Here is a 24,735-nt window from a genome sequence, read left to right on the forward strand (position 1 = left end):
GCATGCTGCCAGCTGACCGCAACCGTGACGCCGGTCTGCCGCACAAAAGACAGGGGGGATTATTGTTCAATTTTACAAAGGGTGGGGTTGGTACAGGGATGGTTGTTGGATGGGAGGGCCTCTTCGCGGGCAAGCCCGCTCCCACAAGTCAATCAGTGTGAATACCGAATCCATGTACACCGCAAATCAACTGTGGGAGCGGGCTTGCCCGCGAAGACGGCGGCACAGGCGACATAATTCCCCCGGTACAACCACCCTCGCGAGCAAGCTCGCTCCCACAGGGTTATGTGGAAGACGCCTCGCCCTGCGGCAACAACTGCACCCCCAGGTACAACGCCAACATGCCATCCAGCCGCAATGGATCGACCCCGCTGAGCTCGGCGATGCGCTCCATGCGGTAGCGCAAGCTGTTGCGGTGGATCCCCAGGGCCTCCGCGCAGGCCTGGCTCTGGCCGTCGTGTTCGCACCAGCTGCGCAAGGTCATGAGCAACTGGCCGTTGCTGTCCTTGGCGATCACCTTGCGCAGCGGTGCCAGTAATTCGTCGAGGGCATCGTCGCTGCGATGACGCCAGAGCATCACCGGCAGGCGGTAACGGGCGAGGCTCAGCAGCCGCGATTGCGGCAACACATCGCGACCGTAGGCCAGCAGGTCCGCGACCCGCCGATAGCACCGACGCAGCCCCGCCAGCCCTTCGGCCTGGCCGCCCACCGCCACCCGCAAGATGCACCAGCCCAGCCCGTCGAGCTTGCCCAGCAGCCGCTCGTTCTCCACCGACGCGGTGACCGGCCGGCACCAGAGCAGCGAGGACTTGGACGAGGTCAGGCACCAGCTGTCCGGGTAGCGCGACATCAACCAGGCGCTCAACGTCTCGACGCTCTGCCCTGGCCCGTGCTCCGGACCCAGCTCGAACAGATACGGCACCCGTGACAGTTGCGGCTTGAGGCCCATCTGGCGGGCTTCGTCCAACAACCGCGGCGAATCCCCGGCGTCCCCCAGCAGCAAGGCCAGCAAGTCGTCACACCGTTGCCGGCGCCATTGCTGTTCGGCCTGCTGGTTGCGCTGGCCCACCAGCATCTCGGCGGTCATGCGCACCAGTTCGGCGTAGGTGCGCAACTGCTCGGGCTCACCGGTGATGCCCAGCACGCCGATCAAGCGCTGATCGAGCATCAGCGGCAGGTTGATGCCTGGCTGCACGCCTTTGAGGTGCATCGCCGTGTGTGCGTCGATTTCCACCACCCGGCCATTGGCCAGGACCAATTGCGCGCCCTCGTGGCGGGTATTGATGCGCTCGCGCTCACCGCTGCCGAGGATCAGGCCCTGGTTGTCCATGACATTGACGTTGTATGGCAGGATCGCCATCGCCCGGTCGACGATGTCCTGCGCCAGGTCATGATCCAGTTCGAACATGGGACGGTGTTCCTTGCAAGCGGCGTGGGTGAAGGTTTGCAGCGCAGGGCGCCAGGGCGATTGGTCAGGCGCACAGGGTCCTGCTCCAAACCCTGTGCTCAGGCACAAAGACACGGCCCCCCGGGCTGGCCGAGACTCAAGGGCAGTCAACGTTACCCCTTGGCTCGTACAAATCATAATAAAGAGAGACCCGCCATGTCCCAGAGCGCAACGGCCCTCCTGGCTACCCACGACGAGAAAAACAGCGTCTACAAGCGCATCACGCTGCGCTTGATCCCCTTCATTTTCATCTGCTACCTGTTCAACTACCTCGACCGGGTCAACGTTGGCTTCGCCAAGTTGCAGATGCTCGATGCGCTGAAGTTCAGCGAAACCGTCTACGGCCTCGGTGCCGGGATCTTCTTCATCGGCTACGTCCTGTGCGGCGTACCCAGCAACCTGGCCCTGAGCAAGTTCGGCCCCAGGCGCTGGATCGCGTTGATGATGATCACCTGGGGCACGTTGTCGACCTGCCTGCTGTTCGTCACCACGCCCACCGGTTTCTACACCTTGCGGCTGTTCACCGGCGCGGCCGAAGCCGGGTTCTTCCCAGGTGTGGTGCTGTACCTCTCGCAGTGGTTCCCGACCTTCCGACGCGGCCGGATTATGGCGTTGTTCATGTCCGCCATTCCGGTGTCCGGCCTGTTGGGCAGCCCGTTTTCCGGCTGGATCCTCAATCACTTCGCCGCCGGCCAAGGCGGCCTGGCCGGCTGGCAGTGGATGTTCCTTTTGCAAGGCATCCCGACGGTGATCCTCGGTGCACTGGCGTTCTTTTTGCTCAGCGACACCTTCGCCAACGCCAAGTGGCTGACCGACCAGGAGCGCGCCGTGCTCACCGCCGACCATGCCCAGGACCTGGCGAACAAACCGAACACCAGCAGCGACTCCCTGCTGGCCGTGTTCAAGAACCCGGCGATCTGGGCCTTTGGCCTGGTGTACTTCTGCATCCAGAGCGGTGTGTATGCGATCAACTTCTGGCTGCCGTCGATCATCAAGAGCCTGGGTTTCAGCGATAACCTGGTGATCGGCTGGTTGAGCGCGATCCCCTATCTGCTGGCGGCGGTGTTCATGCTGCTGGTGGGCCGCTCGGCGGACCTGCGCAAGGAACGTCGCTGGCACCTGGTGGTGCCGATGCTGATGGGCGCGGCCGGGCTGCTGATCGCCGTCAACTTCGCTACCACGCCGGCCATCGCCATCCTCGGCCTGTCCATCGCCACCATGGGCGCCCTCACCGGCCTGCCGATGTTCTGGCCGGTGCCTACCGCCCTGCTCAGCGCCGGCGCGGCGGCGGGCGGCCTGGCGCTGATCAACTCCATGGGCCAGATGGCCGGTTTCCTGAGCCCTTACCTGGTGGGTTGGGTCAAGGATGCCACCGGCTCCACCGATGCCGCACTGTACGTGTTGGCCGGGGTGATCGTGGCCGGCAGCCTGCTGGCGTTGCGCATGACGCGTACGCTCAGGGCCTGAGCATTGCCTCTGTGGGAGCCGGCTTGATCGCGAAAGCGGTGGATCAATGGCAGCTATGTCAACTGGCACGCCCTCTTCGCGAGCAAGCCCGCTCCCGCAGTGGATGGGTGGTGTTCGATAAATCTGTTTGATCCATGCGCCTGTTCTGGGGTTTGATTGGGCCTTTCCCATGGATGAAGGATCTTGTCATGAGCTACCGCACGCTAGGCCATTCCGGGTTGCAAGTGTCCACGCTGACCCTGGGCACCATGATGTTCGGCGAACAGACCAGCACCGAAGACTCGCTGCGGATCATCGACAAGGCCTGGGACCAGGGCATCAACTTCATCGACACGGCGGACGTCTACACCAACGGCCGCTCCGAAGAGATCGTCGGCGAGGCGATCGCCCGCCACCGCCACGAGTGGGTGCTCGCCACCAAGGTCGGCTTCGGCCCGGCGGACGGCGTGCCCAACCGCAGCGGCCTGAGCCGCAAGCATCTGTTCAACGGCATCGAGGCCAGCCTGAACCGCCTGGGCACCGACTACCTGGACATCTACTACCTGCACCGTGAAGACCACAACACCCCGTTGCACGTCACCGTGTCGGCCATCGGCGACCTGATTCGCCAGGGCAAGATCCGTTACTGGGGCCTGTCGAACTACCGCGGCTGGCGTATCGCCGAGGTGATCCGGATTGCCGACAGCCTGGGCATCGACCGGCCGGTGATCAGCCAACCGCTGTACAACATCGTCAACCGCCAGGCGGAAACCGAGCAGATCACCGCCGCGCAGAACTACGGCCTCGGCGTGGTGCCCTTCAGCCCCCTCGCCCGTGGCGTGCTCAGCGGCAAGTACGCGCCGGACGCCGCGCCGGATGCCAACAGCCGCGCCGGTCGCCAGGACAAACGCATCCTGGAGACCGAGTGGCGGGTCGAGTCCCTGCGCATCGCCCAGCAGATCCAGCAGTACACCCAGGGCCGGGGCGTGGGCATCGTCGAGTTCGCCATCGCCTGGGTGCTGAACAACCGCGCGGTCACCTCGGCCATCGTCGGGCCTCGCACCGAAGCCCAATGGGACGCCTATGCCAAGGCGCAGGCGGTCAGGATCACGGCGGATGACGAAGCTTTCATCGATTCGCTGGTGACGCCGGGGCATGCCTCGACGCCGGGGTTCAACGACGTCGGGCATTTCGTGTCGGGGCGCGTACCGCTGACGTCATAGGCCTGCTACGCAACAAGCCCTTGCGGCGAGGGAGCGTGCTCCCGCCCGGCCGCGCAACGGATCCCACCGCTGCGCGGCCGGGCGGGAGTTCGCTCCCTCGCCACGACAAGGGTCCGTCACACACGCCGCCACCCCGCTAACAAGAGGCCTCCGTGTCCAAAGGTATCGCTCTATCGGTCTCGGCGTCCGCGCTGTTCGCCGTCATGTACTACTACACCTCGCTGCTCACGCCACTGACCGGCGTGGAGATTTTTGGTTGGCGCATGTTGCTGACCATGCCCTGCATGACCGTGTTCATGCTGGTGGCACGGGAATGGAAACTGGTCACGGCGCTGCTGCGGCGCCTGGTCGACACCCCTCGGCTGTTGATCGGGTCGATCGCGTCTTCGGCCCTGATGGGCGCGCAGTTGTGGCTGTTCATGTGGGCGCCGCTCAACGGCTACAGCCTGGATGTGTCGCTGGGGTATTTCCTGCTGCCGCTGTCGATGGTCCTGACTGGGCGCATCGTCTATGGCGAACGCCTGTCGTACCTGCAGAAAATCGCCGTGTTCTTCGCCACGCTCGGGGTGTTCAACGAGCTGTACCAGGCCGGTGGTTTTTCCTGGGCGACCTTGCTGGTGGTGATCGGCTATCCGATCTACTTCATCCTGCGCAAGCGCATCAAGACCGACAACCTGGGTGGACTCTGGCTGGACATGACACTGATGCTGCCGGTGGCGCTCTGGTTCGTGCAGAGCGGCGAGCAAGGTTTCAACGTGTTCGACCAACACCCCTGGTTGTCGCTGCTGATCCCGGTGCTTGGGGTGATCAGCGCCTCGGCGCTGGTGTCCTACATCATTGCCAGCCGGCTGCTGCCGTTCAGCCTGTTCGGGCTGTTGAGCTACGTAGAGCCGGTACTGTTGCTGGGCGTCGCGCTGTTGCTGGGCGAGAGCATCAAGGCCGGCGAATGGCTGACCTACCTCTCGATCTGGATGGCCGTGGCAGTGCTGGTGTTCGAAGGCTTCAAGCACCTGATGCGACATCATCGGCGTAAAGCTTGAAGTACAAGCAGGACCTTGTGGGAGCGAGCTTGCTCGCGATAGCGGTGTGTCAGTCAACAGGCATTGAATGACGGGCCGCCATCGCGAGCAAGCTCGCGCCCACAACCGTGTGGCTCGCGGATTATTCCGTGGCCAACACCCCACGCCGCACCTGGTCACGCTCGATGGACTCGAACAGCGCCTTGAAGTTGCCCTCGCCGAAGCCATCATCGCCCTTGCGCTGGATGAACTCGAAGAACACCGGCCCCATCAGGGTTTCCGAGAAGATCTGCAGCAGCAGGCGCTTGTCGCCCTGCTCGGACGCGCCGTCCAGCAGGATGCCCCGCGATTGCAGCGCCTCGACCGGCTCACCATGGTTGGGCAGGCGGCCTTCGAGCATCTCGTAGTAGGTGTCTGGCGGCGCGGTCATGAAGCGCATGCCGATGGCCTTGAGCCGGTCCCAGGTCTTGACCAGGTCATCGGTCAGGAACGCCACGTGCTGGATGCCTTCGCCGTTGAACTGCATCAGGAACTCTTCGATCTGCCCGGCGCCCTTGGACGACTCTTCGTTCAGCGGGATGCGGATCATGCCGTCCGGGGCCGTCATGGCCTTGGAGGTCAGGCCGGTGTACTCGCCCTTGATGTCGAAGTAACGGATCTCGCGGAAGTTGAACAGCTTCTCGTAGAAGCCGGCCCAATAAGCCATGCGCCCGCGATACACGTTGTGGGTCAGGTGATCGATGATCTTCAGGCCGGCGCCCACCGGATTGCGGTCGACGCCTTCGAGAAACACGAAGTCGATGTCATAGATCGAGCTGCCTTCGCCGAAACGGTCGATCAGGTACAGCGGCGCACCGCCAATGCCCTTGATCGCCGGCAGGTTCAACTCCATCGGACCGGTCTCGATGTGGATCGGCTGGGCGCCGAGCGACAGGGCTCGCTTGTACGCCTGCTGCGAATCCTTGACCCGGAACGCCATGCCGCACACCGACGGGCCATGCTCGGCCGCGAAGTACGAGGCCACGCTGTGGGGCTCATTGTTGAGGATCAGGTTGATCGCGCCCTGGCGATACAGGTGCACATCCTTGGACCGGTGGGTCGCCACCTTGGTGAAGCCCATGATCTCGAAGATCGGCTCCAGGGTGTTGGGAGTCGGTGATGCGAACTCGATGAACTCAAAGCCCATCAGGCCCATTGGGTTTTCGTATAGATCTGCCATGTCGGCGCCTCATCATGCTTATCAATTAACAAACGTTAGTTGCCAGTCATGCGAGGGCACGCGGTGGCGCGCAGGAAATGCCGCGAACGCTGCGGGCGAGGAAATCGCCGTAGATCAGTTGAAACCCAAGTATCTTCATTGTCGACCCAAGGCTTTTGCGGGCGAGGCTTCTGCTGCCAGAAGACGTTATTCTTATATGCGTAAATCGATTCTACACAGCGTAACCAGATTTGTCCGCCTTCCGTATCAAATCGCCTTTTTCCTCGACCGCGCAAGGGGTTTGTTGCAAAGGAAAATGCCGCCCAGGATCAACCCGCCGCCCAGGCTCATCATGGCGGTGAACCGTTCGTCCAGTAGCAGTGCTCCGAGCAGCACCGCCGTCAGCGGATTGAGGGCGATGAACACCCCGGAACGGGTCGCACCAATCCGCCGGATGCCGTCGTACCAGGCAATGTAGGCCAGGGCCGAGCCCAACACGCCCAGGTACAACAGGCTCAGCCACTGCTTCAGGTCCAGAGCGCGCAGGGTGTCGAGGCGAATCTCCCCGCCGATGGCGCAGGCCAGCCACAGCATCAACGTGCCCAGCAGAATCGACCAGGTCACGGTCTGCAACGGCCCCAGGCGCTCATTCAAGCCCCTGGAAAACAGCGAGTAGATGCCCCACCCCAGCACGCAGCCAAAAATCAGTCCGTCGCCGAGCCAGCTTTGCGTCGCCCCGTGCAACAGGGCGGGGTCACGGCTGACGATCACCAGCCCCGCCCCACCGATGCACAGCACGATGCCCGCGACTTTCAGCGCCCCAAGGCGTTCCTTGAACAGGCCCCAGGACGCCAACCCGATCACCGCCGGGTTCAGGGCGACGATCAACGAGGCCCGCGATGCGCTGATGGACTGCAAGCCGTAGAAGAAACACAGGTTGTAGAAGAAGATGCCAAAAAAGCCCAGCGCGGCCAATTGCAGCCCTTGCTTGAAGCTGGGTCTGGCCAGGGGAATCCGCGCCAAGGCGAGAAACGACAGCAGCGCGAGGCTGGCGAGCAGGAAACGCAAGCTGGCCGCGAACAGCGGTGCCAATGCATCAGAGAGGATCCGGCCAGCCACGAACGTGCCGCCCCAGATTATGGTGACCATGGCGAGCTTGAGGTAGACCGACAGGTCGGAGGGAGTTGAGACGGTTTGTTCGAAAGCGTTCATGGTTCACCTGGAGGTCAATCGACCCCGTGTCGAGGGTGCTTGCGTCCTCGCCACGGTATCGGACGGGGCTGGGATGCCGTATTGTTTGCCTCATGCCTGATCATCGTAAAATGAGCATTCACTCATGACCCTCACCCAACTGGAAATCTTCTCCGTGGTCGCCGAGCTGAGGGGGTTCACCGCTGCGGCTACCCGCTTGGGCATCAGCCAGTCGGCGGTATCCCACGCCATCAAGGCGCTGGAGCAGGAGTTGGGGGTGGAACTGCTCCGACGTCACCAGGCCCAGGTGGAGCTCAGCGACATCGGCCAGCAGCTACTGGCGCGGGCGCGGGCCATGCTCGGGTTGGCCAACACATTGCGCCAGGAAGCCGCCGATGCCCGGGGCATGCGTCGTGGCACGTTGCGCATCGGCTCGTTCGGGCCGACGTCGTCCATGAAACTGCTGCCCGCCCTCCTGCAGCGCTACCGTGCCTTGCATCCGGGGATCGAAGTACACATCGACGAAGGCCCGGACCGCCAGGTCATCCAATGGCTGGACGAGCGGCGGATCGACGTCGGCTTCGTGGTGCTTCCCGAAGACCGCTTCGACACCGTTCAATTGCTGGAAGACCAGATGGTCGCGCTGCTGCCCACGCAGCATCCCTTGGCCGCCCGTGCCAGCCTGAGCCTCAAGGATTTGTGCAACGACCCGTTCGTGCTCACCGAGGCCGGCTCGTCGGAACTGGTCATGCGGCTGTTCAATGCCGCCCGGCTCACGCCGAACGTGCGCTTTCGCTGCTCGCAATTGCTCAGCACCCTGGACGTGGTAAGACGGGGCGAAGCGCTGAGCGTGGTATCCGAAGGCTCGTTGCCGGCGAGCGAAAACCCGGGTTTTGTCGCTCGCCCCCTGGCACCGCCGATCCCCCGCCAGGTTGGCCTGGCGGTCCTGGACAGTCGCCAGGCGTCACCGGCCACCCTGGCGTTCATCGAACTGGCGAGGCAATCATTGCGCGGCCCGCGCGGGTAACTTCCACAACCTTAACTACTTGCAATTGATTAGCCATCAAGACTACTTGAAGCACCCGACATAAGGCTAACTGCCCCACCGTCGAGACATTGACGCCAACGTTTCATTCATAAATACCGACGCTATTGTTACATGGAGAAAAAGTTACGATTTACACTTTCGGGATTAACTACTACAATTTTTTTACCTGTGCTAGATAGCAGGAGAGTCATTTATCACCGAGTCGCTTCAAGCGCTTGGCTTGTGGCTTTGTTTGCGGTTGATATCAGCCAAACATTCTGATTGGAGTAACGATTTTGTCCAGACTCGCTGAATTTCGTGCAGCCGAAAAGGCCCTTCAAGAACAGCTCAAGCAGCTGGAATCACTGAAGAACGACGCCGGGCTCAAGAAAGAAATCGAATTCGAAGAAAAGCTCCAGGGACTGATGAAAACCTACGGCAAGAGCCTGCGCGACATCGTCGCGATCCTCGACCCGAACCCGTCCAAGGCCAGCCTGCAATCGAACAAACCCACCAAGACCCGCCGTGCGCGAGTGGTGAAGGTCTACCAGAACCCGCACACGGGCGAATTCATCGAGACCAAGGGCGGCAACCACCGCGGCCTGAAAGCCTGGAAAGAACAGTATGGCGCGGCCACTGTCGATTCCTGGTTGCGTGGCTGACAGCAAACCGCCTGCAAGAAAGCCCTGAATCATTCAGGGCTTTTTTATGGAGCACACTTTTGTTTAACACCGGCACATTGCGCTGAACGCCTTATAGTTTCAGGCTGTTTCGTACCGACTGCACTTCATCCTGGCTTTCAACAAATACCTGTGCCTGTCCCGCATAGGACAGCACATAAGCCTTACCCCCATTTAGTGCCGCAACGAGAGCCTGGGACAATACGTGTCGTCCGTTCTGGGTGATGGTGCAAGTGGTTTCCAATGCTGTTACTCCACCCAACATGGCGGCATGGATCTTATTGCAGACACTTTGGTAACCGCCCTGGAAAAAATCCTTCTGGATGGACTTGCGCATTTCCAGCAACACGCCTTGCAAGTTGACCTGATGATCAGGCTCGACGGGGGTCGTGGTCAGTTCCATAACCATCACTGCATTGCCGGCCGAATCGTTTTTAGTGGCTCGCTGGCGCAGGGTGCCCACTGCTGCCGGAGCATCGGTGGCGGCGGGCAGCGGTTCGACGACCCAGCCCTGGGGCCACGCCACCTGCGGCTCGTCCGCCTGGACGCCGGTGCCCGCAACGGTGGCAATGAGCAGGACAAACAGCGAAAGGAACGGTCGAATCATTGCGTTGGCACTCAAGGACGAAGCGTAAAGTCTGAAGCCCGTCGGCGGACCAGGCAATAGCCACCCACGGTTTGGCGATGCCGCGCCCCTTGCGTATCATGGGCACGCCTGCAAGGAAGCCGTTTTACGCAAGCCCAGGAACCGTCGCGCCCTGCTGCGACGGCGTTTGCCCCACTTATTTTCCGGAGGGCCCATGAGCCTGCACGAACTCGATACTTTCCCTGGCGTCACCGCCCAACCGGACGCCGCCACGGCCCGATTCGTCTTCAACCACACCATGCTGCGGGTCAAGGACATCACCAAGTCCCTGGACTTCTACACCCGTGTGCTGGGTTTTTCCCTGGTGGAAAAACGCGACTTCCCGGAGGCCGAATTCAGCCTGTACTTCCTGGCCCTGGTGGACAAGAAACAGATCCCGGCAGATGCCGCGGCGCGCACCGAATGGATGAAGTCGATCCCTGGTATCCTCGAACTGACCCACAACCATGGCACCGAAAACGACCCGGCGTTCGCCTACCACAATGGCAACACCGACCCTCGCGGATTCGGCCATATCTGCATCTCGGTGCCGGACGTCGTCGCGGCTTGCGAGCGTTTTGAAGCACTGGGCTGCGACTTCCAGAAGCGCCTGAGCGATGGTCGCATGAAAAGCCTTGCGTTCATCAAGGATCCGGATGGCTACTGGGTCGAAATCATCCAGCCGGCGCCGCTGTGAACCTCACCACCGCTCCCACTGGGTGATGCATGATCCAAAACAAAACCCCATGGGCCAGGCCCATGGGGTTTTGTTTTTTCCAGCGACAACCTACGCCGGCGCAGAGGTACGGATCAGGTGGTCGAAGGCACTCAGCGAGGCCTTGGCGCCCTCGCCCACCGCGATCACGATCTGCTTGTACGGCACAGTGGTCACGTCACCGGCGGCGAACACGCCCGGGATCGAGGTTTCCCCTCGGGCATCGACGATGATCTCGCCACGCGGGGACAGCTCCACGGTGCCTTTGAGCCAGTCGGTGTTAGGCAACAGGCCGATCTGCACGAAGATCCCTTCCAGCGCCACGTCCAGCACTTCACCACTTGGACGATCTTTGTAGCGCAGGCCGTTGACCTTCTGGCCATCGCCCGTCACTTCAGTGGTCTGGGCGTTGGTGATCACGGTCACGTTCGGCAGGCTGTGCAGTTTACGCTGCAACACCGCGTCGGCCCGCAATTGCACATCGAACTCCAGCAAGGTGACGTGGGCGACGATACCGGCCAGGTCGATGGCCGCTTCGACACCGGAGTTACCGCCGCCGATCACCGCCACGCGCTTGCCCTTGAACAGCGGACCGTCGCAATGCGGGCAGTACGCCACGCCCTTGTTGCGGTACTGCTGCTCGCCCGGCACGTTCATTTCGCGCCAGCGAGCACCGGTCGCCAAAATCACCGTCTTGGCCTTGAGGCTCGCGCCACTGGCGAACCTGACTTCGTGCAGCGCACCGTCCTGGCCCGGCACCAGCGCCTCGGCGCGTTGCAGGTTCATGATGTCCACGTCGTATTGCTTGACGTGCTCCTCCAGGGCGACAGCCAGTTTCGGCCCTTCGGTTTCCTGGACCGAGATGAAGTTCTCGATCGCCATGGTGTCGAGCACCTGGCCGCCGAAGCGCTCGGCCGCCACACCCGTGCGGATGCCTTTGCGAGCCGCGTAGATCGCCGCCGAAGCGCCAGCCGGCCCACCGCCGACCACCAGTACATCGAAAGCGTCCTTGGCGCTGATTTTCTCAGCCTGGCGTTCGATGCCGCTGGTGTCGATCTTGGCCAGGATTTCCTCCAGGCCCATGCGGCCCTGGCCGAAGTTCACGCCATTGAGGTACACGCTCGGCACGGCCATGATCTGACGCTCATCGACCTCGGCCTGGAACAGCGCACCGTCGATGGCAACGTGGCGGATATTCGGGTTCAGCACCGCCATCAGGTTCAGTGCCTGGACCACGTCCGGGCAGTTCTGGCACGAAAGCGAGAAATACGTCTCGAAATTGAATTCGCCCTTGAGTGCGCGAATCTGTTCGATGACTTCAACACTGGCCTTCGACGGGTGGCCGCCGACTTGCAGCAAGGCCAGTACCAGCGAAGTGAATTCATGGCCCATGGGGATACCGGCAAAGCGCAGGCTGATCTCGGCCCCTGGGCGGTTCAACGAGAACGATGGCTTGCGCGCATCGGTGCCGTTGTCGAGCAAGGTAATCTTGTCGGAAAGACTGGCAACGTCTTTGAGTAACGCGAGCATTTCCTGGGATTTCGCACCGTCGTCGAGGGATGCAACGATCTCGATCGGCTGGGTGACCCGTTCCAGGTATGACTTCAACTGAGCTTTAAGATTGGCGTCCAACATACGGGCGATTTCCATGTTTTGAATTCAGAAAAAACAACGCCCGAGCGAATCTCGCCCGGGCGTTTTTGGGGGCGAAGCGGCTTACTTAGATCAAGAGCTGGTTCGCCCTCGGATGATGCATGGACTTAGATCTTGCCGACCAGGTCCAGGGAAGGAGCCAGGGTGGCCTCGCCTTCTTTCCACTTGGCTGGGCAGACTTCGCCCGGGTGAGCGGCAACGTATTGGGCAGCCTTGATCTTGCGCAGCAGCTCGGAAGCGTCACGGCCTACGCCGCCGTCGTTGATTTCAACGATCTTGATCTGGCCTTCCGGGTTGATCACGAAAGTACCGCGGTCAGCCAGGCCAGCTTCTTCGATCAGCACGTCGAAGTTGCGGGAGATGGCCAGGGTCGGGTCGCCGATCATGGTGTACTGGATCTTGCCGATGGCTGGCGAAGTGTTGTGCCAGGCTGCGTGGGCAAAGTGAGTGTCGGTGGACACGCTGTAGATCTCGACGCCCAGTTTCTGGAACTCGGCGTAGTTGTCGGCCAGGTCTTCCAGTTCGGTTGGGCAAACGAAGGTGAAGTCGGCTGGGTAGAAGAATACGACAGACCACTTGCCTTTCAGGTCAGCGTCCGAGACTTCAACGAATGCGCCGTTTTTGAAGGCGGTAGCTTTGAACGGTTTAACTTGGCTGTTGATGATAGGCATCGATGTTTCTCCGTCAGGGTTGAAAAGTTGATGGAGAGAATCTTACCCACTCATTCCCAACCTGGCTCATTGGCAAAGCTCATGCGAATGATTGGTTTTGGCTATCAGGAAACGCTATAGATAGAAGAAATCTGTGGGCGAAGGCGAAGGCTGCGATCCGACGTGCTTGCACGAAGGATCGCAGCCTTATTGGCGCATCAGGCGGTGGGCGTACGCAGGGTGACGAACTCTTCGGCGGCCGTGGGGTGCACGCCAATGGTCTCGTCAAAATCACGCTTGGTGGCGCCGGCCTTGAGCGCGATGGCCAGGCCCTGGACGATCTCGCCAGCATCCGGGCCGACCATGTGGCAGCCCAGCACCTTGTCGGTGTGGGCATCGACCACCAGTTTCATCAGGGTGCGTTCCTGGCAGTCGGTCAGGGTCAGCTTCATCGGCCGGAAACGGCTTTCGAAAATCTGCACCGGGTGGCCTGCCTCCCGGGCCTGCTCCTCGGTCAGGCCCACCGTGCCGATGTTCGGCAGGCTGAACACGGCCGTGGGGATCATCCGGTAGTCCACCCGGCGATACTGCTCAGGCTTGAACAGCCGCCGCGCCACGGCCATGCCCTCGGCCAGGGCGACCGGCGTGAGCTGGACGCGACCGATCACATCGCCAATGGCCAGAATCGAAGGCTCGGCGGTTTCGTACTGTTCGTTCACCTGCACGAAGCCTTTGTCGTCGAGGGTCACGCCGGTGTGTTCCAGGCCGAGGTTGTCGAGCATCGGACGTCGACCGGTGGCGTAGAACACGCAATCGGTGAGCAAGGTACGACCGTCCTTGAGCGTGACCTTGAGGCTGCCGTCATCCAGCTTGTCGATGCGCTCGATGTCGGCGTTGAACTGCAGGTCCAGGCCGCGGCGCGTCAGCTCTTCGGCCAGGTGCTTGCGCACCGCGCCGTCAAAGCCGCGCAAGAACAGCTCGCCGCGATAGAGCAGCGACGCCTGCGCGCCCATGCCATGGAAAATCCCGGCGAACTCCACCGCAATGTAGCCACCGCCGACCACGATGACCCGCTTGGGCAGTTCCTTGAGGAAGAAAGCCTCGTTGGAACTGATGGCATGCTCGCGCCCCGGAATGTCCGGAATCATCGGCCAGCCGCCCGTGGCAATCAGGATGTGCCTGGCGGTGTAGCGCTGGCCATTGATCTCGACTTCATTGGGCCCGGTCAGCCGTGCATGGCCTTCGTGCAGTACCACGCCGCTGTTGACCAGCAAATTGCGGTAGATGCCGTTCAGGCGGCTGATTTCGCGGTTCTTGTTGGCGATCAACGTGGCCCAATCGAAGCTTGCCTCGCCGGCGGTCCAGCCGTAGGCCGAAGCCTGTTCGAAGTCTTCGGCAAAGTGTGCGCCGTAGACCAGCAGCTTCTTCGGCACACAGCCGACGTTCACACAGGTCCCGCCCAGGTAACGGCTCTCCGCCACGGCCACCTTGGCGCCAAAACCGGCGGCGAACCGCGCGGCTCGCACCCCACCGGAACCGGCGCCAATCACGTACAAGTCAAAATCGTAGGCCATTTTCTATCTCCTTCGGCAGGCCATCAGCATACCTGCTGTTTCCATAGAGGTCAGCGTTGCGTTGCGTTGCGTTGGGAACGGGAACGGGAACGGGAACGGGAACGGAAAATGAAAAAGCCCTGTTAGCGGCGATTTACCGTGGCGAGGGAGCTTGCTCCCGCTGGGCTGCGTAGCGGCCCTGTCTTTGTGGGCGCTGCGCACCCAAGCGGGAGCAAGCTCCCTCGCCACGGGTTTATCCCAGAGCGAATATCGGCGCCCAAAAAAAACGCCCCGAACCAGTCGGGGCGTTTTTTCAAGGCGTGCAGGCGATCAGTAAGCCTTGCCCGTCTTGTAGAAGTTCTCGAAGCAGAAGTTGGTCGCGTCGATGTAGCCTTCGGCGCCGCCGCAGTCGAAACGCTTGCCCTTGAACTTGTAGGCCATGACGCAGCCGTTCTGGGCCTGCTTCATCAGAGCGTCGGTGATCTGGATTTCGCCGCCCTTGCCTGGCTCGGTCTGTTCGATCAGGTCGAAGATGTCCGGGGTCAGGATGTAGCGGCCGATGATCGCCAGGTTCGACGGGGCGTCTTCTGGCTTTGGTTTTTCAACCATGCTGTGTACGCGGTAGATGTCGTCGCGGATCATTTCGCCGGCGATGACGCCGTACTTGTTGGTTTCCTGCGGGTCGACTTCCTGGATTGCAACGATGGAGCAGCGGAACTGCTTGTACAGCTTGACCATCTGGGTCAGCACGCCGTCGCCTTCGAGGTTGACGCACAGGTCGTCCGCCAGGACCACGGCGAACGGTTCGTCACCGATCAGCGGGCGACCGGTCAGGATCGCGTGGCCCAGGCCTTTCATTTCGGTCTGGCGGGTGTAGGAGAACGAGCACTCGTCCAACAGTTTGCGGATACCGACCAGGTACTTTTCCTTGTCGGTGCCCTTGATCTGGTTTTCCAGCTCGTAGCTGATGTCGAAATGGTCTTCCAGCGCACGCTTGCCACGGCCAGTCACGATGGAGATTTCCGTCAGGCCCGCATCGAGGGCCTCTTCGACGCCGTACTGGATCAGTGGCTTGTTCACCACCGGCAGCATTTCTTTAGGCATGGCTTTAGTCGCTGGCAGGAAGCGAGTACCGTAACCGGCTGCTGGGAACAAGCATTTCTTGATCATATAAGTCCTTGAAAAGGCGGTGTGTACGAGTTTCGGCGCAGTCTAATCAGGCGGCGGGAACCTTACAATGCCCACGCTGGCCAACCGATGCCATCATAGAGAAATAAAAAACGGCGGATAGTTCAATCGTCTTTCATTTCGATGGCTGCGGGGCTCCACTCTACGCTCATGAGCCCTGTTTGCGAGCATTTGAAGTATCATGGCGACCTTGATCCCGCCAATGAGGCAGCTAGATGTCGGCAACAAGAAACGCAAACGGTTATTCGGTCAGCCAGGGCAAGGACGGCCAGTGGTGGATTATCAACTACCACGGTGAACAGGTCGCCGGCCCCTTGCCGACCAAGACGATGGCCGTGGAAGTGGCCGCGGTGTTCCAGGACGAGCGCCCTGCTCCCGCGGCCAAGGAGCGTGAGAGCGCCCCGGCCCGCCCTCGCCGCAAGAAATAAGCAGCCCAGCCTCAAGTAGATGCCTACCGGGCATCGAACGAGGCTGGTTTAGCTGTACCGAAATGGCCATTCGCTATAACCTCGCGACTGCCCTTTCCCTCTCGATGACGATCCCGATGAAAACACTTCTGGCGCTGTTTACAGTCCTGGCCCTGGCGGGCTGTGCCTCGGCGGAAAAAACCTACCTGGCCAACGGCGAGCAAGGCCTGAGCATCGACTGCTCGGGCGAAGCCAATTCCTGGGCCACGTGCTATGAAAAAGCCGATGCGTCGTGCGCGGGCACCGGTTACCGCATCGTCGGCACCGATGGCACACCACAGGCAAAGGAAAGCGAAAAGACCCTGGGGGTCGACGTCGGCAACTACACCAGCCGCAGTGTCGTGGTGGTGTGTAAGTAACTCAGCCGGAAATACAGGCGTTGGCGGCGTCCTGCACATCACCAGGACGCACCGGCACGTTGGACATGCTTTCGTGCAACTTGATGCTGCTGCCGCTGGAACGCTCGTCGATGTCGAACACCGCGGCCGGCAGGGACGACAGCTTGCCAGGAACGATCAGGCGCATGCCGTTCTTGTGCGGTTCCATCTGCAACGGGCCACGGCTGTTGGCCAGGTGGTCGGCAACGCACTTGGCGTATTCGTGGGGTTTCTTGCCGGAGATGACGCTCATGGTGGGCGGCGTCTGGTTGATGTCCGATACGGACGCACATCCACCCAAGGCCAATGCCAACACCCACACGCTGCGCTTCATATGTTTCCTCCGATAAAGATCGTCGGACAGTGCAAACGCTGTTTTTCTCCAGCGCCCACCGTCTTTTTTTGCGCTTCCTGCAATAAATGACCAAAGCCTGGGACGCGGGCCGGATATTACCCCTTGAGGCTGATAAACTGCACACCATTGTCCTTGCTATCGTTTGATTTTGTAGAAAAAGCCCTTCTGGAGGCGCCCATGAAATTCATCCACCAGCGCGAGCACCTGAACGAAGACGACATTGTCGTCATCGAATGCTCCCAAATGTGCAACATCCGGCTGATGAACGACGCCAACTTCCGCAGCTTCAAGAACGGCGGCCGGCACACCTACCACGGCGGCGCGTTCGATACCTTCCCGGCGCGGATTACCGCCCCGAGCACCGGTTTCTGGAACATTACCATCGACACCGTCAGCCGCCGGGCCATCAGCGTCACGCGCAAGCCGAACCTGACCCACAAGATCAAGATCATCCGGCGCTCCAGCTCCAAGCTGAGCTGAGCTGAAGCATCCCCCACCTTCATGACAGGCAAAACCGTGGCCCAGACGACCAAATACGTCATCAAGTACAAGCTCAACGACGAACGTCGTTTCGAATTCGCGCAACTGGAAACCGGCACCCAAGAAGAAGCCCTGGCCGCCCTGCAGGCGCTGCACGACAAGACCGACGATGTGATCACCGACGTCAAGGTCAGCAAGGCGCTGTAGGCGCCTGTGCAGTTCAGTGGTCCGGGAGAGAGGTGTGGCGAGGATTGTCAACGCAAGATCCGGGGTGGCGGGCGATGGAACACTCGGCAAACTGGCCCATCCTACGCGTTCAAGTTGGTCATCATGCACCCTCTCCCCCACTCGCTCGCCCACTCCCTCGCCGCAATCGACTGGCCAACCCTGACAGACAGTCTCGATCAGGACGGCAGCGCTGTCGTGCGCAATCTGTTATCCGTAACGCAATGTCGACAACTCAGCAACTTGTACGCGCAGCCCGCGCTGTTCCGCTCCCGGGTGATCATGGCCCGTCACGGGTTCGGCCGCGGTGAGTACCAGTATTTCCGTTACCCGCTGCCCGACATCGTCCAGCCACTGCGCGAATCGTTGTACCCGCTGCTGGTGCCGCTGGCGAATCGCTGGAATGAACACATGGGCCTGACGGTGCGCTACCCCATCGCCCACGGCGACTTCATCCAGCGTTGCCATGCCGCCGGGCAGCAGCGCCCTACACCGCTGTTATTGCAATACGGCCCCCAGGACTACAACTGCCTGCACCAGGATCTGTACGGCGAGCACGTGTTCCCTTTGCAAGTGGCGATCCTGCTGTCGGAACCGGGCCGCGACTTCACCGGCGGTGAGTTCGTCCTGACCGAACAGCGCCCGCGCCAACAGTCACGGCCCCAGGTCGTCGATCTGAAACAGGGCGATGCACTGGTGTTTGCCGTGCACCAGCGACCGGTCCAGGGCGTTCGCGGGTATTATCGGGTGAACATGCGCCATGGCGTCAGCCGCGTGCACAGCGGCCGCCGCCACACCTTGGGAATCATCTTTCATGATGCGCAGTAACGACACGCCGGTCACCCTGGACCTGTTCGCGGACCAGGCCACCACCACGTCCGGGCGGATCGAGCCGATCGGCCAGCAATCGTTCGTGTTGCGCGGGTTCGCCCTGCCATGGCTGGAGCGTCTGCTACCCGCACTGGAAAAGGTATTGCAGGCTGCGCCCTTCCGGCAGATGGTCACTCCCGGTGGCTTTACCATGTCGGTGGCCTTGACCAGTTGCGGTGCCTTGGGCTGGACCACCGACCGCAGGGGCTATCGCTACACCGCCCACGACCCGCAGAGCGGCCAGCCCTGGCCCGAGATGCCGGGGGTGTTCCGCGAGCTGGCCCAAGCGGCCGCCCGCCACGCCCGGTTCGAAGGCTTCGAGCCGGACGCCTGCCTGATCAACCGCTACGTACCCGGCGCGCGGATGTCCTTGCACCAGGACAAGGACGAACGCGCCCTCGATGCCCCCATCGTCTCGGTCTCCCTGGGCTTGCCGGCGGTGTTTCAGTTCGGCGGGTTCGAGCGTGGCGACAAGTGTCAGCGCATCGCCCTGCTTCATGGCGACATCGTGGTCTGGGGCGGCGTCGACCGGTTGCGCTATCACGGCGTGCTGGCGCTCAAGGAAGGCCTGCACCCGGCCCTGGGCGCCCAGCGGATCAACCTGACCTTCCGCACCGCCGGTTGAGGCTGCAGAATTCGACCGCAAGACCCGGAGTGTCGTCGCCTCGCAGGCTCGCTACTGTAGGCAAAACGGGCCAATGGACAGAACGACCATGAACAGCACTTCGAAACACCTCGCCGCCGAACAGGATCCACGCTGGGCCGCCGTGCTCGCCCGCGACCCTCGCGCCGATGGGCAATTCGTCTATGGCGTGAAGACCACCGGGATCTATTGCCACCCCAGCAGCCTGTCGCGCCGGCCCAACCCGCGCAACGTCGAGTTCTTCGACACCGCGCAACAGGCCGAGGCCGCGGGCTACCGTCCGAGCAAGCGCACCGCCCGGGACCAGACCCAGGTCGCCGCCCAGCACGCCGCGCGCATCGCCGGCGCGTGCCGGCAGATCGAGACGGCCGAGACGCTGCCGAGCCTGAGCGAACTGGCGCAGCACGCGGGCCTGAGCCCATTTCATTTTCATCGAGTCTTCAAGGCGGTCACCGGCCTGACACCCAAGGCGTATGCCGCCGCCCACCGCTCACGCAAGCTGCGTGAACGCCTGGCCGACGGCAGCAGCGTCACCGACGCGCTGTACGACGCCGGGTTCAATTCCAACAGCCGCTTCTATGAGGCGGCCGACAAACTCCTCGGCATGAAACCCACCGACTACCGCGCCGCCGGCCAGAACACCGACATTCGCTTTGCCGTCGGCCAATGCTCCCTTGGCGCGATCCTGGTGGCACAGAGCGAGCGTGGCGTGTGCGCGATCCTCCTGGGCGATGACCCGGATGCCCTGGTGCGGGACCTGCAAGACAAATTCCGCCGCGCCAACCTCATCGGCGCCGACCGGGCGTTCGAGCAGTTGATCGCCCAGGTCGTGGGCTTCGTCGAAGCGCCGGCGCTGGGCCTGGACCTGCCCCTGGATCTGCGCGGCACGGCGTTCCAGGAGCGGGTCTGGCAAGCCCTGCGGGACATTCCACCCGGCAGCACCGCCAGCTACGCCGAGATCGCCCAGCGCATCGGCCTGCCCAAGGCCGTGCGGGCGGTGGCCCAGGCCTGCGGTGCCAACAGCCTGGCGGTGGCGATCCCTTGCCACCGGGTGGTGCGCAGCGACGGCAACCTGTCGGGCTATCGCTGGGGCGTGGAGCGCAAGCGTCAGTTGCTGGCGCGCGAACGCTCGTCGGGGGATTGAACGCCGATGTAGATCGCCACCGATTCAGGACCGCTGTAGACCTCGAAATCGGTGGTGAAACGGCGTACCGCTTGCGGGTTGTCGGCGAAATACGCCCAGATCAGGCCCCAGGTCTGGATCACGCAGTCGGGCATCGGCCCCTTGGCCGAGAACACCAGGTAATCCCCGCCCTCGATGTCCACGGCGGGGTAGCCGGCGCTCGTCGCATCGACCTGCACGCCCGCCGTCACATCGAAGTGTCCGGTGGCGTCGGACTCGTAATTGGAATACACGCCGTAGACGAACGACTCCGACTGCCTGGCCGGGATCGCGTCGAACAAGCCTTCGGTGAAGAACCGCTGCCACATCGGGCCGATCCTGGCGGTGTCGGGCTGCTGCTCGTCGGCGTTGCGGGTGCGCACCTGCAGGCCGGCGACGCTGAAGGGTTCGACAGTCTTGAGTTTTACGTCCATGCCTCGGGCTCCTTGAAAGTGGACCTGCATGGTAACCCGCTCGCCATCGGGATCAAGTACCAGGGCCGGATTGAAAAACTCGACTGGCCCTGGCCCGCTCACACCTGTTAAAACCGCTGTTTCCTTCTGCCGTCGGAGACCCGCACCATGAGCCAGTGGCCAGACACCCGTATCCTTGACCTGCTCGGTATCGAGCTGCCGATCATCCAGGGCCCACTGGCCGGGGTCACCGGGCCGGCCATGGTGGTCGCCACCTGCAATGCCGGCGGCCTGGGCTCGATGCCGGCGGCGATGCTCGACGTCGAGCAACTGCGCCAGGCGCTGACGAGCATCGGCGAACAGACCGACAAACCGTTCAACGTGAATTTCTTCTGTCACCAGCCGCCGGCGTTCGACGCACAACGCGCCGAGGCCTGGAAGCAGCGGCTCAAACCTTACTACCAGGAACTGGGTGCCGATTTCGACGCGCCGACGCCGGTGTCCAACCGCACGCCATTCGACGACGCGGCCTGCCGCGTGCTGGAGCAGATGCGGCCCAAGGTGGTCAGCTTTCACTTCGGCCTGCCGGAAAAATCCCTGTTGGCGCGGGTCAAAGCCACCGGCGCGAAAATCCTCTCTTCGGCCACCACCGTCGAAGAGGCGGTCTGGCTGGAACAGCAAGGTTGCGACGCGATCATCGCCATGGGCTACGAGGCCGGCGGCCATCGCGGCATGTTCCTCAGCGATGACCTCAACACCCAGGTTGGCCTGTTCGCCTTGCTGCCGCAGGTGGTGGACGCGGTCAAGGTGCCGGTGATCGCCACCGGTGGCATTGGCGATGCGCGTGGGATCGTCGCGGCGTTTGCCCTGGGCGCCTCGGCGGTGCAACTGGGCAGCGCCTACCTGTTCACGCCGGAAGCCAAGGTCAGCCCGTCCCATCACCGCGCGTTGCGTACGGCCAAGGAAAGCCAGACCGCTGTGACCAACCTGTTCACCGGCCGCCCGGCCCGGGGCATCGTCAATCGGGTGATGCGCGAAGTGGGCTCGATGAGCCCGCTGGCCCCGGCCTTCCCCCTCGCCGGTGGCGCACTGATGCCGCTGCGCGCCAAGGATGAGGCCGATTTCAGCAACCTCTGGGCCGGCCAGGCGTTTCCCCTGGGCCGCGAATTGCCAGCGGGCGAACTGACCCGGCGGCTGGCCGACGAGACGCTGGCGCGGCTCCACGGCCCGGGTCGCGCCTTGGGATGAGCGCCGCCAGGTAGAGCGGCTTCGCGAGCGAGCTCGCTCCCACAAGGGACCGGTTGAATCCAACACCCTCCCTGTGGGAGCGAGATTGCTCGCGAAAGCTGCGCCGCCGCTTGCGAACCTGTCGCAAAAAGTCGCATTCCGTTTGTCGGGCATTCGCTATATATTTCCGTATACAGCGAACTCACCCCACCCCTTGGAGTCTTCAATGCGTCCCACCCCTTTACTGCCGTTGTTGCTGAGCACCTTCCTGGCCGTCGGCACCGTCCAGGCCGATGAAGTACAAGTGGCGGTCGCCGCCAACTTCACCGCGCCGATCCAGGCCATGGCCGCCGACTTCGAAAAAGACACCGGCCACAAACTGGTGGCGGCCTATGGCGCAACCGGCCAGTTCTACACGCAGATCAAGAACGGTGCGCCGTTCGAAGTCTTTCTTGCCGCCGACGACACCACTCCGGCCAAACTCGAGAGCGAAGGCGATACCGTCAAGGGCTCGCGCTTCACCTACGCCATCGGCACCCTGGCGCTGTGGTCGGCCAAGGACGGCTACGTCGACGCCAAGGGGCAAGTGCTCAAGGACAACGCGTTCCAACACCTGTCGATCGCCAACCCGAAAGCCGCGCCCTACGGGCTGGCTGCCACCCAGGTGCTGGACAAGCTGGGGCTGACCGCCCAGGTCAAGGGCAAGATCGTCGAAGGCCAGAACATCACCCAGGCCTATCAGTTCGTCTCCACCGGCAACGCCGAACTCGGCTTCGTGGCCTTGTCGCAGATCTACAAGGATGGCAAGGTGACCGGCGGTTCGGCGTGGATCGTCCCGGCCGAGCTGCACGACCCGATCAAACAGGACGCCGTAATCCTCAGCAAGGGCCGGGATAACCCCGCCGCCGCCGCGCTGGTGGATTACCTCAAGGGTCCGAAAGCCGCCGCCATCATCCAAGCCTACGGTTACCAACGCTAAATGCCACTGACCACCGCCGACTTCGCCGCCATCTGGTTGACCCTGAAACTGGCGTCGTTGACCACGGTGATCCTGCTGCTCGTCGGTACACCCATTGCCCTGTGGTTGTCACGGACACAGTCCTGGCTGCGCGGGCCGGTGGGTGCGGTGGTGGCACTGCCGTTGGTGCTGCCGCCCACGGTAATCGGCTTCTACCTGCTGCTGGCGCTGGGGCCCAACGGCTGGATCGGCCAGTTCACCCAGGCCCTCGGGCTGGGCACCCTCACCTTCAGTTTCACCGGGCTGGTCATCGGCTCGGTGATCTATTCCATGCCGTTCGTGGTGCAGCCGTTGCAAAACGCCTTTGCCGCTATCGGCAGCCGCCCTCTGGAAGTCGCCGCCACGCTGCGGGCCGGGCCCTGGGACACGTTTTTCAGCGTCATCCTGCCGCTGGCCCGGCCCGGGTTCGTGACCGCCGCGATCCTCGGCTTCGCCCACACCGTCGGCGAGTTCGGCGTGGTGCTGATGATCGGCGGCAACATCCCCGAAAGGACCCGGGTGGTCTCGGTGCAGATCTACGACCATGTCGAGGCCCTGGAATATGCCCAGGCCCACTGGCTGGCCGCGGCCATGCTGGTGTTTTCATTCGTGGTGCTGCTGGCGCTGTACTCCAGCCGCCGCAGCCGTGCCGGTTGGAGCTGATCGATGATCCACGCGCGTTTTCAGCTCGATCGCGGGGACTTTTCCCTCGATCTGGATGTGCAACTGCCAGGCCGTGGCGTGACTGCGCTGTATGGCCAATCCGGCTCCGGCAAGACCACCTGCCTGCGCTGCATTGCCGGTTTGGAGCGACCGGCGCAAGGCTTCATCGAAGTCAACGGCGAAATCTGGCAAGACGCCGCACGCCGGGTGTTCGTGCCGCCTCATCGACGAGCCCTGGGCTACGTGTTCCAGGAAGCCAGCCTGTTCCCCCACCTGTCGGTGCGGCACAACCTGGCGTTCGGCCTCAAGCGCATCGCCCCTGGCCAGCGACGCGTGGTGATGGAACAGGCAACCGAGCTGCTGGGCATCGGTCACTTGCTCGATCGCCAGCCACACAACCTGTCCGGCGGTGAACGCCAGCGGGTCGGCATTGCCCGCGCCCTGCTGACCAGCCCGCAACTGTTGCTGATGGATGAGCCGCTGGCGTCCCTCGACACCCGGCGCAAGAACGAGATCCTGCCGTACCTGCAACGGCTGCACGATGAGCTGGACATTCCGGTGCTCTACGTCAGCCACTCCCAGGACGAAGTGGCGCGCCTGGCCGACCATATCGTCCTGCTCGAGGCCGGTCGCGCCCTGGCCAGCGGACCGATCGGCGAAACCCTGGCCCGCCTCGACCTGCCGCTGGCCCTGGGCGATGACGCCGGCGTGATGATCCAGGGCAAGGTCAGCGGCTATGACCCGGCTTATCAACTGCTGACGCTGAACCTGCCCGACAGCCAGTTGAACATCCGCGTGACCCACACGCCGCTGGGGCTGGGGCAACCGTTGCGGTTCAAGGTTCAGGCGCGGGATGTCAGCCTCAGTTTGGCGAACGATGCCCAGACCAGCATCCTCAATCGTCTGCCGGTCACGGTGGTCAGTGAGTTGGCCGCTGATAATGCCGCTCATGTGCTGATTCGCGTGGAGGCGGGTGGGACGCCGCTGCTGGCGCGTATCACGCGTTATTCCCGTGATCAGTTGAAGTTGCATCCGGGGCAGGCGCTTTGGGCGCAGATCAAGGCCGTGGCGGTGCTGGCTTAGGTCGCCGATCTACCATGGGAGCCCGCCTGCTGGCGAAGACGGCGGCACATTCAACCTCGATTCCAGCCGCCCCTCCGCTTTCGCGAGCAAGCTCGCTCCCACCAGGGTGACCGGCACCTTGAGAAACTTGGCACGACCGCTCGGGCCCGCGGTCCATC

At 62.5% G+C, this 24,735-nt stretch carries 27 protein-coding genes; 17 read left to right on the forward strand and 10 right to left on the reverse strand.

Annotation, left to right across the window (positions count from 1 at the left end):
- Window positions 1–283: 283 nt before the first annotated feature.
- The gene (locus AD664_RS00525) at window positions 284–1,408 is read right to left on the reverse strand and encodes a sugar diacid recognition domain-containing protein (protein ID WP_053143669.1); all 1,125 of its coding nucleotides are present in this window, start codon (window positions 1,406–1,408) and stop codon (window positions 284–286) included.
- A gap of 195 nt (window positions 1,409–1,603) precedes the next feature.
- Here AD664_RS00525 and AD664_RS00530 point away from each other — a divergent pair, with 195 nt between their 5' ends.
- The 3 genes from AD664_RS00530 (at window position 1,604) to rarD (ending at window position 5,156) form a co-directional block, all read left to right on the forward strand.
- A complete protein-coding gene (locus AD664_RS00530) occupies window positions 1,604–2,914 on the forward strand; it encodes an MFS transporter (protein WP_053143671.1) in 1,311 nt (436 codons plus the stop codon).
- 188 nt (window positions 2,915–3,102) lie between these two features.
- Window positions 3,103–4,116: an aldo/keto reductase gene (locus AD664_RS00535; RefSeq protein WP_042729399.1), complete on the forward strand. Its 1,014-nt coding sequence runs from the start codon at window positions 3,103–3,105 to the stop codon at window positions 4,114–4,116.
- 152 nt (window positions 4,117–4,268) lie between these two features.
- Window positions 4,269–5,156 (forward strand): EamA family transporter RarD, encoded by an 888-nt coding sequence (gene rarD / locus AD664_RS00540; RefSeq protein ID WP_053143673.1) that lies wholly within the window; start codon window positions 4,269–4,271, stop codon window positions 5,154–5,156.
- Window positions 5,157–5,277: 121 nt separating this feature from the next.
- Here the strand turns inward: rarD and hppD are convergent, their stop codons facing one another.
- Entirely contained in the window at window positions 5,278–6,354 is a 1,077-nt protein-coding gene (hppD, locus tag AD664_RS00545) for a 4-hydroxyphenylpyruvate dioxygenase (RefSeq protein WP_042729397.1), read from the reverse strand.
- A gap of 246 nt (window positions 6,355–6,600) precedes the next feature.
- On the reverse strand, window positions 6,601–7,545 hold the full coding sequence (locus AD664_RS00550) for a DMT family transporter (RefSeq protein ID WP_053143675.1): 945 nt from the start codon (window positions 7,543–7,545) through the stop codon (window positions 6,601–6,603).
- Window positions 7,546–7,669: 124 nt separating this feature from the next.
- Here AD664_RS00550 and AD664_RS00555 point away from each other — a divergent pair, with 124 nt between their 5' ends.
- On the forward strand, window positions 7,670–8,551 hold the full coding sequence (locus tag AD664_RS00555; protein WP_053143677.1) for a LysR family transcriptional regulator: 882 nt from the start codon (window positions 7,670–7,672) through the stop codon (window positions 8,549–8,551).
- Window positions 8,552–8,847: 296 nt separating this feature from the next.
- The gene (locus AD664_RS00560) at window positions 8,848–9,213 is read left to right on the forward strand and encodes a histone-like nucleoid-structuring protein, MvaT/MvaU family (RefSeq protein WP_053143679.1); all 366 of its coding nucleotides are present in this window, start codon (window positions 8,848–8,850) and stop codon (window positions 9,211–9,213) included.
- 91 nt (window positions 9,214–9,304) lie between these two features.
- On the opposite strand, the gene AD664_RS00565 is transcribed toward AD664_RS00560, so the two are convergent.
- Window positions 9,305–9,838 (reverse strand): DUF4946 domain-containing protein, encoded by a 534-nt coding sequence (locus tag AD664_RS00565; protein WP_042731979.1) that lies wholly within the window; start codon window positions 9,836–9,838, stop codon window positions 9,305–9,307.
- A 193-nt stretch (window positions 9,839–10,031) separates the two neighbouring features.
- Here AD664_RS00565 and gloA point away from each other — a divergent pair, with 193 nt between their 5' ends.
- On the forward strand, window positions 10,032–10,553 hold the full coding sequence (gloA, locus tag AD664_RS00570; protein WP_053143681.1) for a lactoylglutathione lyase: 522 nt from the start codon (window positions 10,032–10,034) through the stop codon (window positions 10,551–10,553).
- A gap of 90 nt (window positions 10,554–10,643) precedes the next feature.
- Here the strand turns inward: gloA and ahpF are convergent, their stop codons facing one another.
- The 4 genes from ahpF to galU all read right to left on the reverse strand — a co-directional run bounded on the left by ahpF (window position 10,644) and on the right by galU (window position 15,597).
- Window positions 10,644–12,206 (reverse strand): alkyl hydroperoxide reductase subunit F, encoded by a 1,563-nt coding sequence (gene ahpF, locus AD664_RS00575; RefSeq protein WP_053143684.1) that lies wholly within the window; start codon window positions 12,204–12,206, stop codon window positions 10,644–10,646.
- Between the two features lie 125 nt (window positions 12,207–12,331).
- A complete protein-coding gene (ahpC, locus tag AD664_RS00580; protein WP_011061677.1) occupies window positions 12,332–12,895 on the reverse strand; it encodes an alkyl hydroperoxide reductase subunit C in 564 nt (187 codons plus the stop codon).
- 197 nt (window positions 12,896–13,092) lie between these two features.
- Window positions 13,093–14,448 carry a glutathione-disulfide reductase gene (gorA, locus tag AD664_RS00585; RefSeq protein ID WP_053143686.1) on the reverse strand — a complete coding sequence of 452 codons (1,356 nt, stop codon included), beginning with the start codon at window positions 14,446–14,448 and terminating at the stop codon, window positions 13,093–13,095.
- Window positions 14,449–14,757: 309 nt separating this feature from the next.
- Window positions 14,758–15,597 carry a UTP--glucose-1-phosphate uridylyltransferase GalU gene (gene galU / locus AD664_RS00590; RefSeq protein WP_003182953.1) on the reverse strand — a complete coding sequence of 280 codons (840 nt, stop codon included), beginning with the start codon at window positions 15,595–15,597 and terminating at the stop codon, window positions 14,758–14,760.
- A gap of 233 nt (window positions 15,598–15,830) precedes the next feature.
- Between galU and AD664_RS00595 the strand changes: the two genes are divergently transcribed.
- Entirely contained in the window at window positions 15,831–16,043 is a 213-nt protein-coding gene (locus tag AD664_RS00595) for a hypothetical protein (RefSeq protein WP_042732064.1), read from the forward strand.
- A gap of 116 nt (window positions 16,044–16,159) precedes the next feature.
- Window positions 16,160–16,441 (forward strand): hypothetical protein, encoded by a 282-nt coding sequence (locus AD664_RS00600; RefSeq protein ID WP_042732071.1) that lies wholly within the window; start codon window positions 16,160–16,162, stop codon window positions 16,439–16,441.
- Window position 16,442: 1 nt separating this feature from the next.
- On the opposite strand, the gene AD664_RS00605 is transcribed toward AD664_RS00600, so the two are convergent.
- Complete coding sequence (locus AD664_RS00605; RefSeq protein ID WP_047738900.1) at window positions 16,443–16,793, reverse strand: hypothetical protein; 351 nt, start codon at window positions 16,791–16,793, stop codon at window positions 16,443–16,445.
- Window positions 16,794–16,991: 198 nt separating this feature from the next.
- Here AD664_RS00605 and AD664_RS00610 point away from each other — a divergent pair, with 198 nt between their 5' ends.
- From AD664_RS00610 to ada, 5 genes are all read left to right on the forward strand, one after another.
- Entirely contained in the window at window positions 16,992–17,294 is a 303-nt protein-coding gene (locus tag AD664_RS00610) for a DUF1883 domain-containing protein (RefSeq protein ID WP_053143688.1), read from the forward strand.
- 21 nt (window positions 17,295–17,315) lie between these two features.
- A complete protein-coding gene (locus AD664_RS00615; protein WP_053143690.1) occupies window positions 17,316–17,501 on the forward strand; it encodes a hypothetical protein in 186 nt (61 codons plus the stop codon).
- A 123-nt stretch (window positions 17,502–17,624) separates the two neighbouring features.
- Complete coding sequence (locus AD664_RS00620; RefSeq protein ID WP_053143918.1) at window positions 17,625–18,347, forward strand: 2OG-Fe(II) oxygenase; 723 nt, start codon at window positions 17,625–17,627, stop codon at window positions 18,345–18,347.
- The gene (gene alkB, locus AD664_RS00625) at window positions 18,334–19,014 is read left to right on the forward strand and encodes a DNA oxidative demethylase AlkB (RefSeq protein WP_053143692.1); all 681 of its coding nucleotides are present in this window, start codon (window positions 18,334–18,336) and stop codon (window positions 19,012–19,014) included. Before AD664_RS00620 ends, alkB begins: the two co-directional genes overlap by 14 nt.
- Window positions 19,015–19,102: 88 nt before the next feature.
- A complete protein-coding gene (gene ada, locus AD664_RS00630; protein WP_042732068.1) occupies window positions 19,103–20,176 on the forward strand; it encodes a bifunctional DNA-binding transcriptional regulator/O6-methylguanine-DNA methyltransferase Ada in 1,074 nt (357 codons plus the stop codon).
- Here the strand turns inward: ada and AD664_RS00635 are convergent.
- On the reverse strand, window positions 20,140–20,628 hold the full coding sequence (locus AD664_RS00635; protein WP_042732069.1) for a GyrI-like domain-containing protein: 489 nt from the start codon (window positions 20,626–20,628) through the stop codon (window positions 20,140–20,142). The genes ada and AD664_RS00635 overlap by 37 nt on opposite strands.
- A gap of 147 nt (window positions 20,629–20,775) precedes the next feature.
- Between AD664_RS00635 and AD664_RS00640 the strand changes: the two genes are divergently transcribed.
- The 4 genes from AD664_RS00640 to modC all read left to right on the forward strand — a co-directional run bounded on the left by AD664_RS00640 (window position 20,776) and on the right by modC (window position 24,577).
- Window positions 20,776–21,855, forward strand: coding sequence for a nitronate monooxygenase family protein (locus tag AD664_RS00640; protein ID WP_053143694.1), 1,080 nt, complete (start codon window positions 20,776–20,778; stop codon window positions 21,853–21,855).
- A 205-nt stretch (window positions 21,856–22,060) separates the two neighbouring features.
- On the forward strand, window positions 22,061–22,813 hold the full coding sequence (gene modA, locus AD664_RS00645; protein WP_047738903.1) for a molybdate ABC transporter substrate-binding protein: 753 nt from the start codon (window positions 22,061–22,063) through the stop codon (window positions 22,811–22,813).
- Window positions 22,814–23,494, forward strand: a complete 681-nt coding sequence (gene modB / locus AD664_RS00650) for a molybdate ABC transporter permease subunit (protein ID WP_053143696.1) — start codon at window positions 22,814–22,816, stop codon at window positions 23,492–23,494.
- A 3-nt stretch (window positions 23,495–23,497) separates the two neighbouring features.
- On the forward strand, window positions 23,498–24,577 hold the full coding sequence (modC, locus tag AD664_RS00655) for a molybdenum ABC transporter ATP-binding protein (RefSeq protein ID WP_053143698.1): 1,080 nt from the start codon (window positions 23,498–23,500) through the stop codon (window positions 24,575–24,577).
- The last annotated feature ends 158 nt before the right edge of the window (window positions 24,578–24,735 follow it).

The sequence above is a fragment of the Pseudomonas sp. P97.38 genome (genome assembly GCF_001269745.1).
GTDB classification, from domain to species: Bacteria; Pseudomonadota; Gammaproteobacteria; order Pseudomonadales; family Pseudomonadaceae; genus Aquipseudomonas; species Aquipseudomonas chlororaphis_E.

Bases quoted from the DNA above. Each gene is read 5' to 3' on its own strand.
- modB (WP_053143696.1), top strand. From the start codon at position 22,814: ATGCCACTGACCACCGCCGACTTCGCCGCCATCTGGTTGACCCTGAAA.
- hppD (WP_042729397.1), bottom strand. From the start codon at position 6,354: ATGGCAGATCTATACGAAAACCCAATGGGCCTGATGGGCTTTGAGTTC.
- AD664_RS00595 (WP_042732064.1), top strand. From the start codon at position 15,831: ATGTCGGCAACAAGAAACGCAAACGGTTATTCGGTCAGCCAGGGCAAG.
- AD664_RS00550 (WP_053143675.1), bottom strand. From the start codon at position 7,545: ATGAACGCTTTCGAACAAACCGTCTCAACTCCCTCCGACCTGTCGGTC.
- ada (WP_042732068.1), top strand. From the start codon at position 19,103: ATGAACAGCACTTCGAAACACCTCGCCGCCGAACAGGATCCACGCTGG.
- AD664_RS00535 (WP_042729399.1), top strand. From the start codon at position 3,103: ATGAGCTACCGCACGCTAGGCCATTCCGGGTTGCAAGTGTCCACGCTG.
- galU (WP_003182953.1), bottom strand. From the start codon at position 15,597: ATGATCAAGAAATGCTTGTTCCCAGCAGCCGGTTACGGTACTCGCTTC.
- AD664_RS00640 (WP_053143694.1), top strand. From the start codon at position 20,776: ATGAGCCAGTGGCCAGACACCCGTATCCTTGACCTGCTCGGTATCGAG.
- modA (WP_047738903.1), top strand. From the start codon at position 22,061: ATGCGTCCCACCCCTTTACTGCCGTTGTTGCTGAGCACCTTCCTGGCC.
- AD664_RS00635 (WP_042732069.1), bottom strand. From the start codon at position 20,628: ATGGACGTAAAACTCAAGACTGTCGAACCCTTCAGCGTCGCCGGCCTG.
- AD664_RS00565 (WP_042731979.1), bottom strand. From the start codon at position 9,838: ATGATTCGACCGTTCCTTTCGCTGTTTGTCCTGCTCATTGCCACCGTT.
- AD664_RS00555 (WP_053143677.1), top strand. From the start codon at position 7,670: ATGACCCTCACCCAACTGGAAATCTTCTCCGTGGTCGCCGAGCTGAGG.
- AD664_RS00605 (WP_047738900.1), bottom strand. From the start codon at position 16,793: ATGAAGCGCAGCGTGTGGGTGTTGGCATTGGCCTTGGGTGGATGTGCG.
- AD664_RS00525 (WP_053143669.1), bottom strand. From the start codon at position 1,408: ATGTTCGAACTGGATCATGACCTGGCGCAGGACATCGTCGACCGGGCG.
- AD664_RS00600 (WP_042732071.1), top strand. From the start codon at position 16,160: ATGAAAACACTTCTGGCGCTGTTTACAGTCCTGGCCCTGGCGGGCTGT.
- modC (WP_053143698.1), top strand. From the start codon at position 23,498: ATGATCCACGCGCGTTTTCAGCTCGATCGCGGGGACTTTTCCCTCGAT.
- alkB (WP_053143692.1), top strand. From the start codon at position 18,334: ATGATGCGCAGTAACGACACGCCGGTCACCCTGGACCTGTTCGCGGAC.
- gorA (WP_053143686.1), bottom strand. From the start codon at position 14,448: ATGGCCTACGATTTTGACTTGTACGTGATTGGCGCCGGTTCCGGTGGG.
- AD664_RS00615 (WP_053143690.1), top strand. From the start codon at position 17,316: ATGACAGGCAAAACCGTGGCCCAGACGACCAAATACGTCATCAAGTAC.
- AD664_RS00610 (WP_053143688.1), top strand. From the start codon at position 16,992: ATGAAATTCATCCACCAGCGCGAGCACCTGAACGAAGACGACATTGTC.
- AD664_RS00530 (WP_053143671.1), top strand. From the start codon at position 1,604: ATGTCCCAGAGCGCAACGGCCCTCCTGGCTACCCACGACGAGAAAAAC.
- gloA (WP_053143681.1), top strand. From the start codon at position 10,032: ATGAGCCTGCACGAACTCGATACTTTCCCTGGCGTCACCGCCCAACCG.
- AD664_RS00620 (WP_053143918.1), top strand. From the start codon at position 17,625: ATGCACCCTCTCCCCCACTCGCTCGCCCACTCCCTCGCCGCAATCGAC.
- ahpC (WP_011061677.1), bottom strand. From the start codon at position 12,895: ATGCCTATCATCAACAGCCAAGTTAAACCGTTCAAAGCTACCGCCTTC.
- ahpF (WP_053143684.1), bottom strand. From the start codon at position 12,206: ATGTTGGACGCCAATCTTAAAGCTCAGTTGAAGTCATACCTGGAACGG.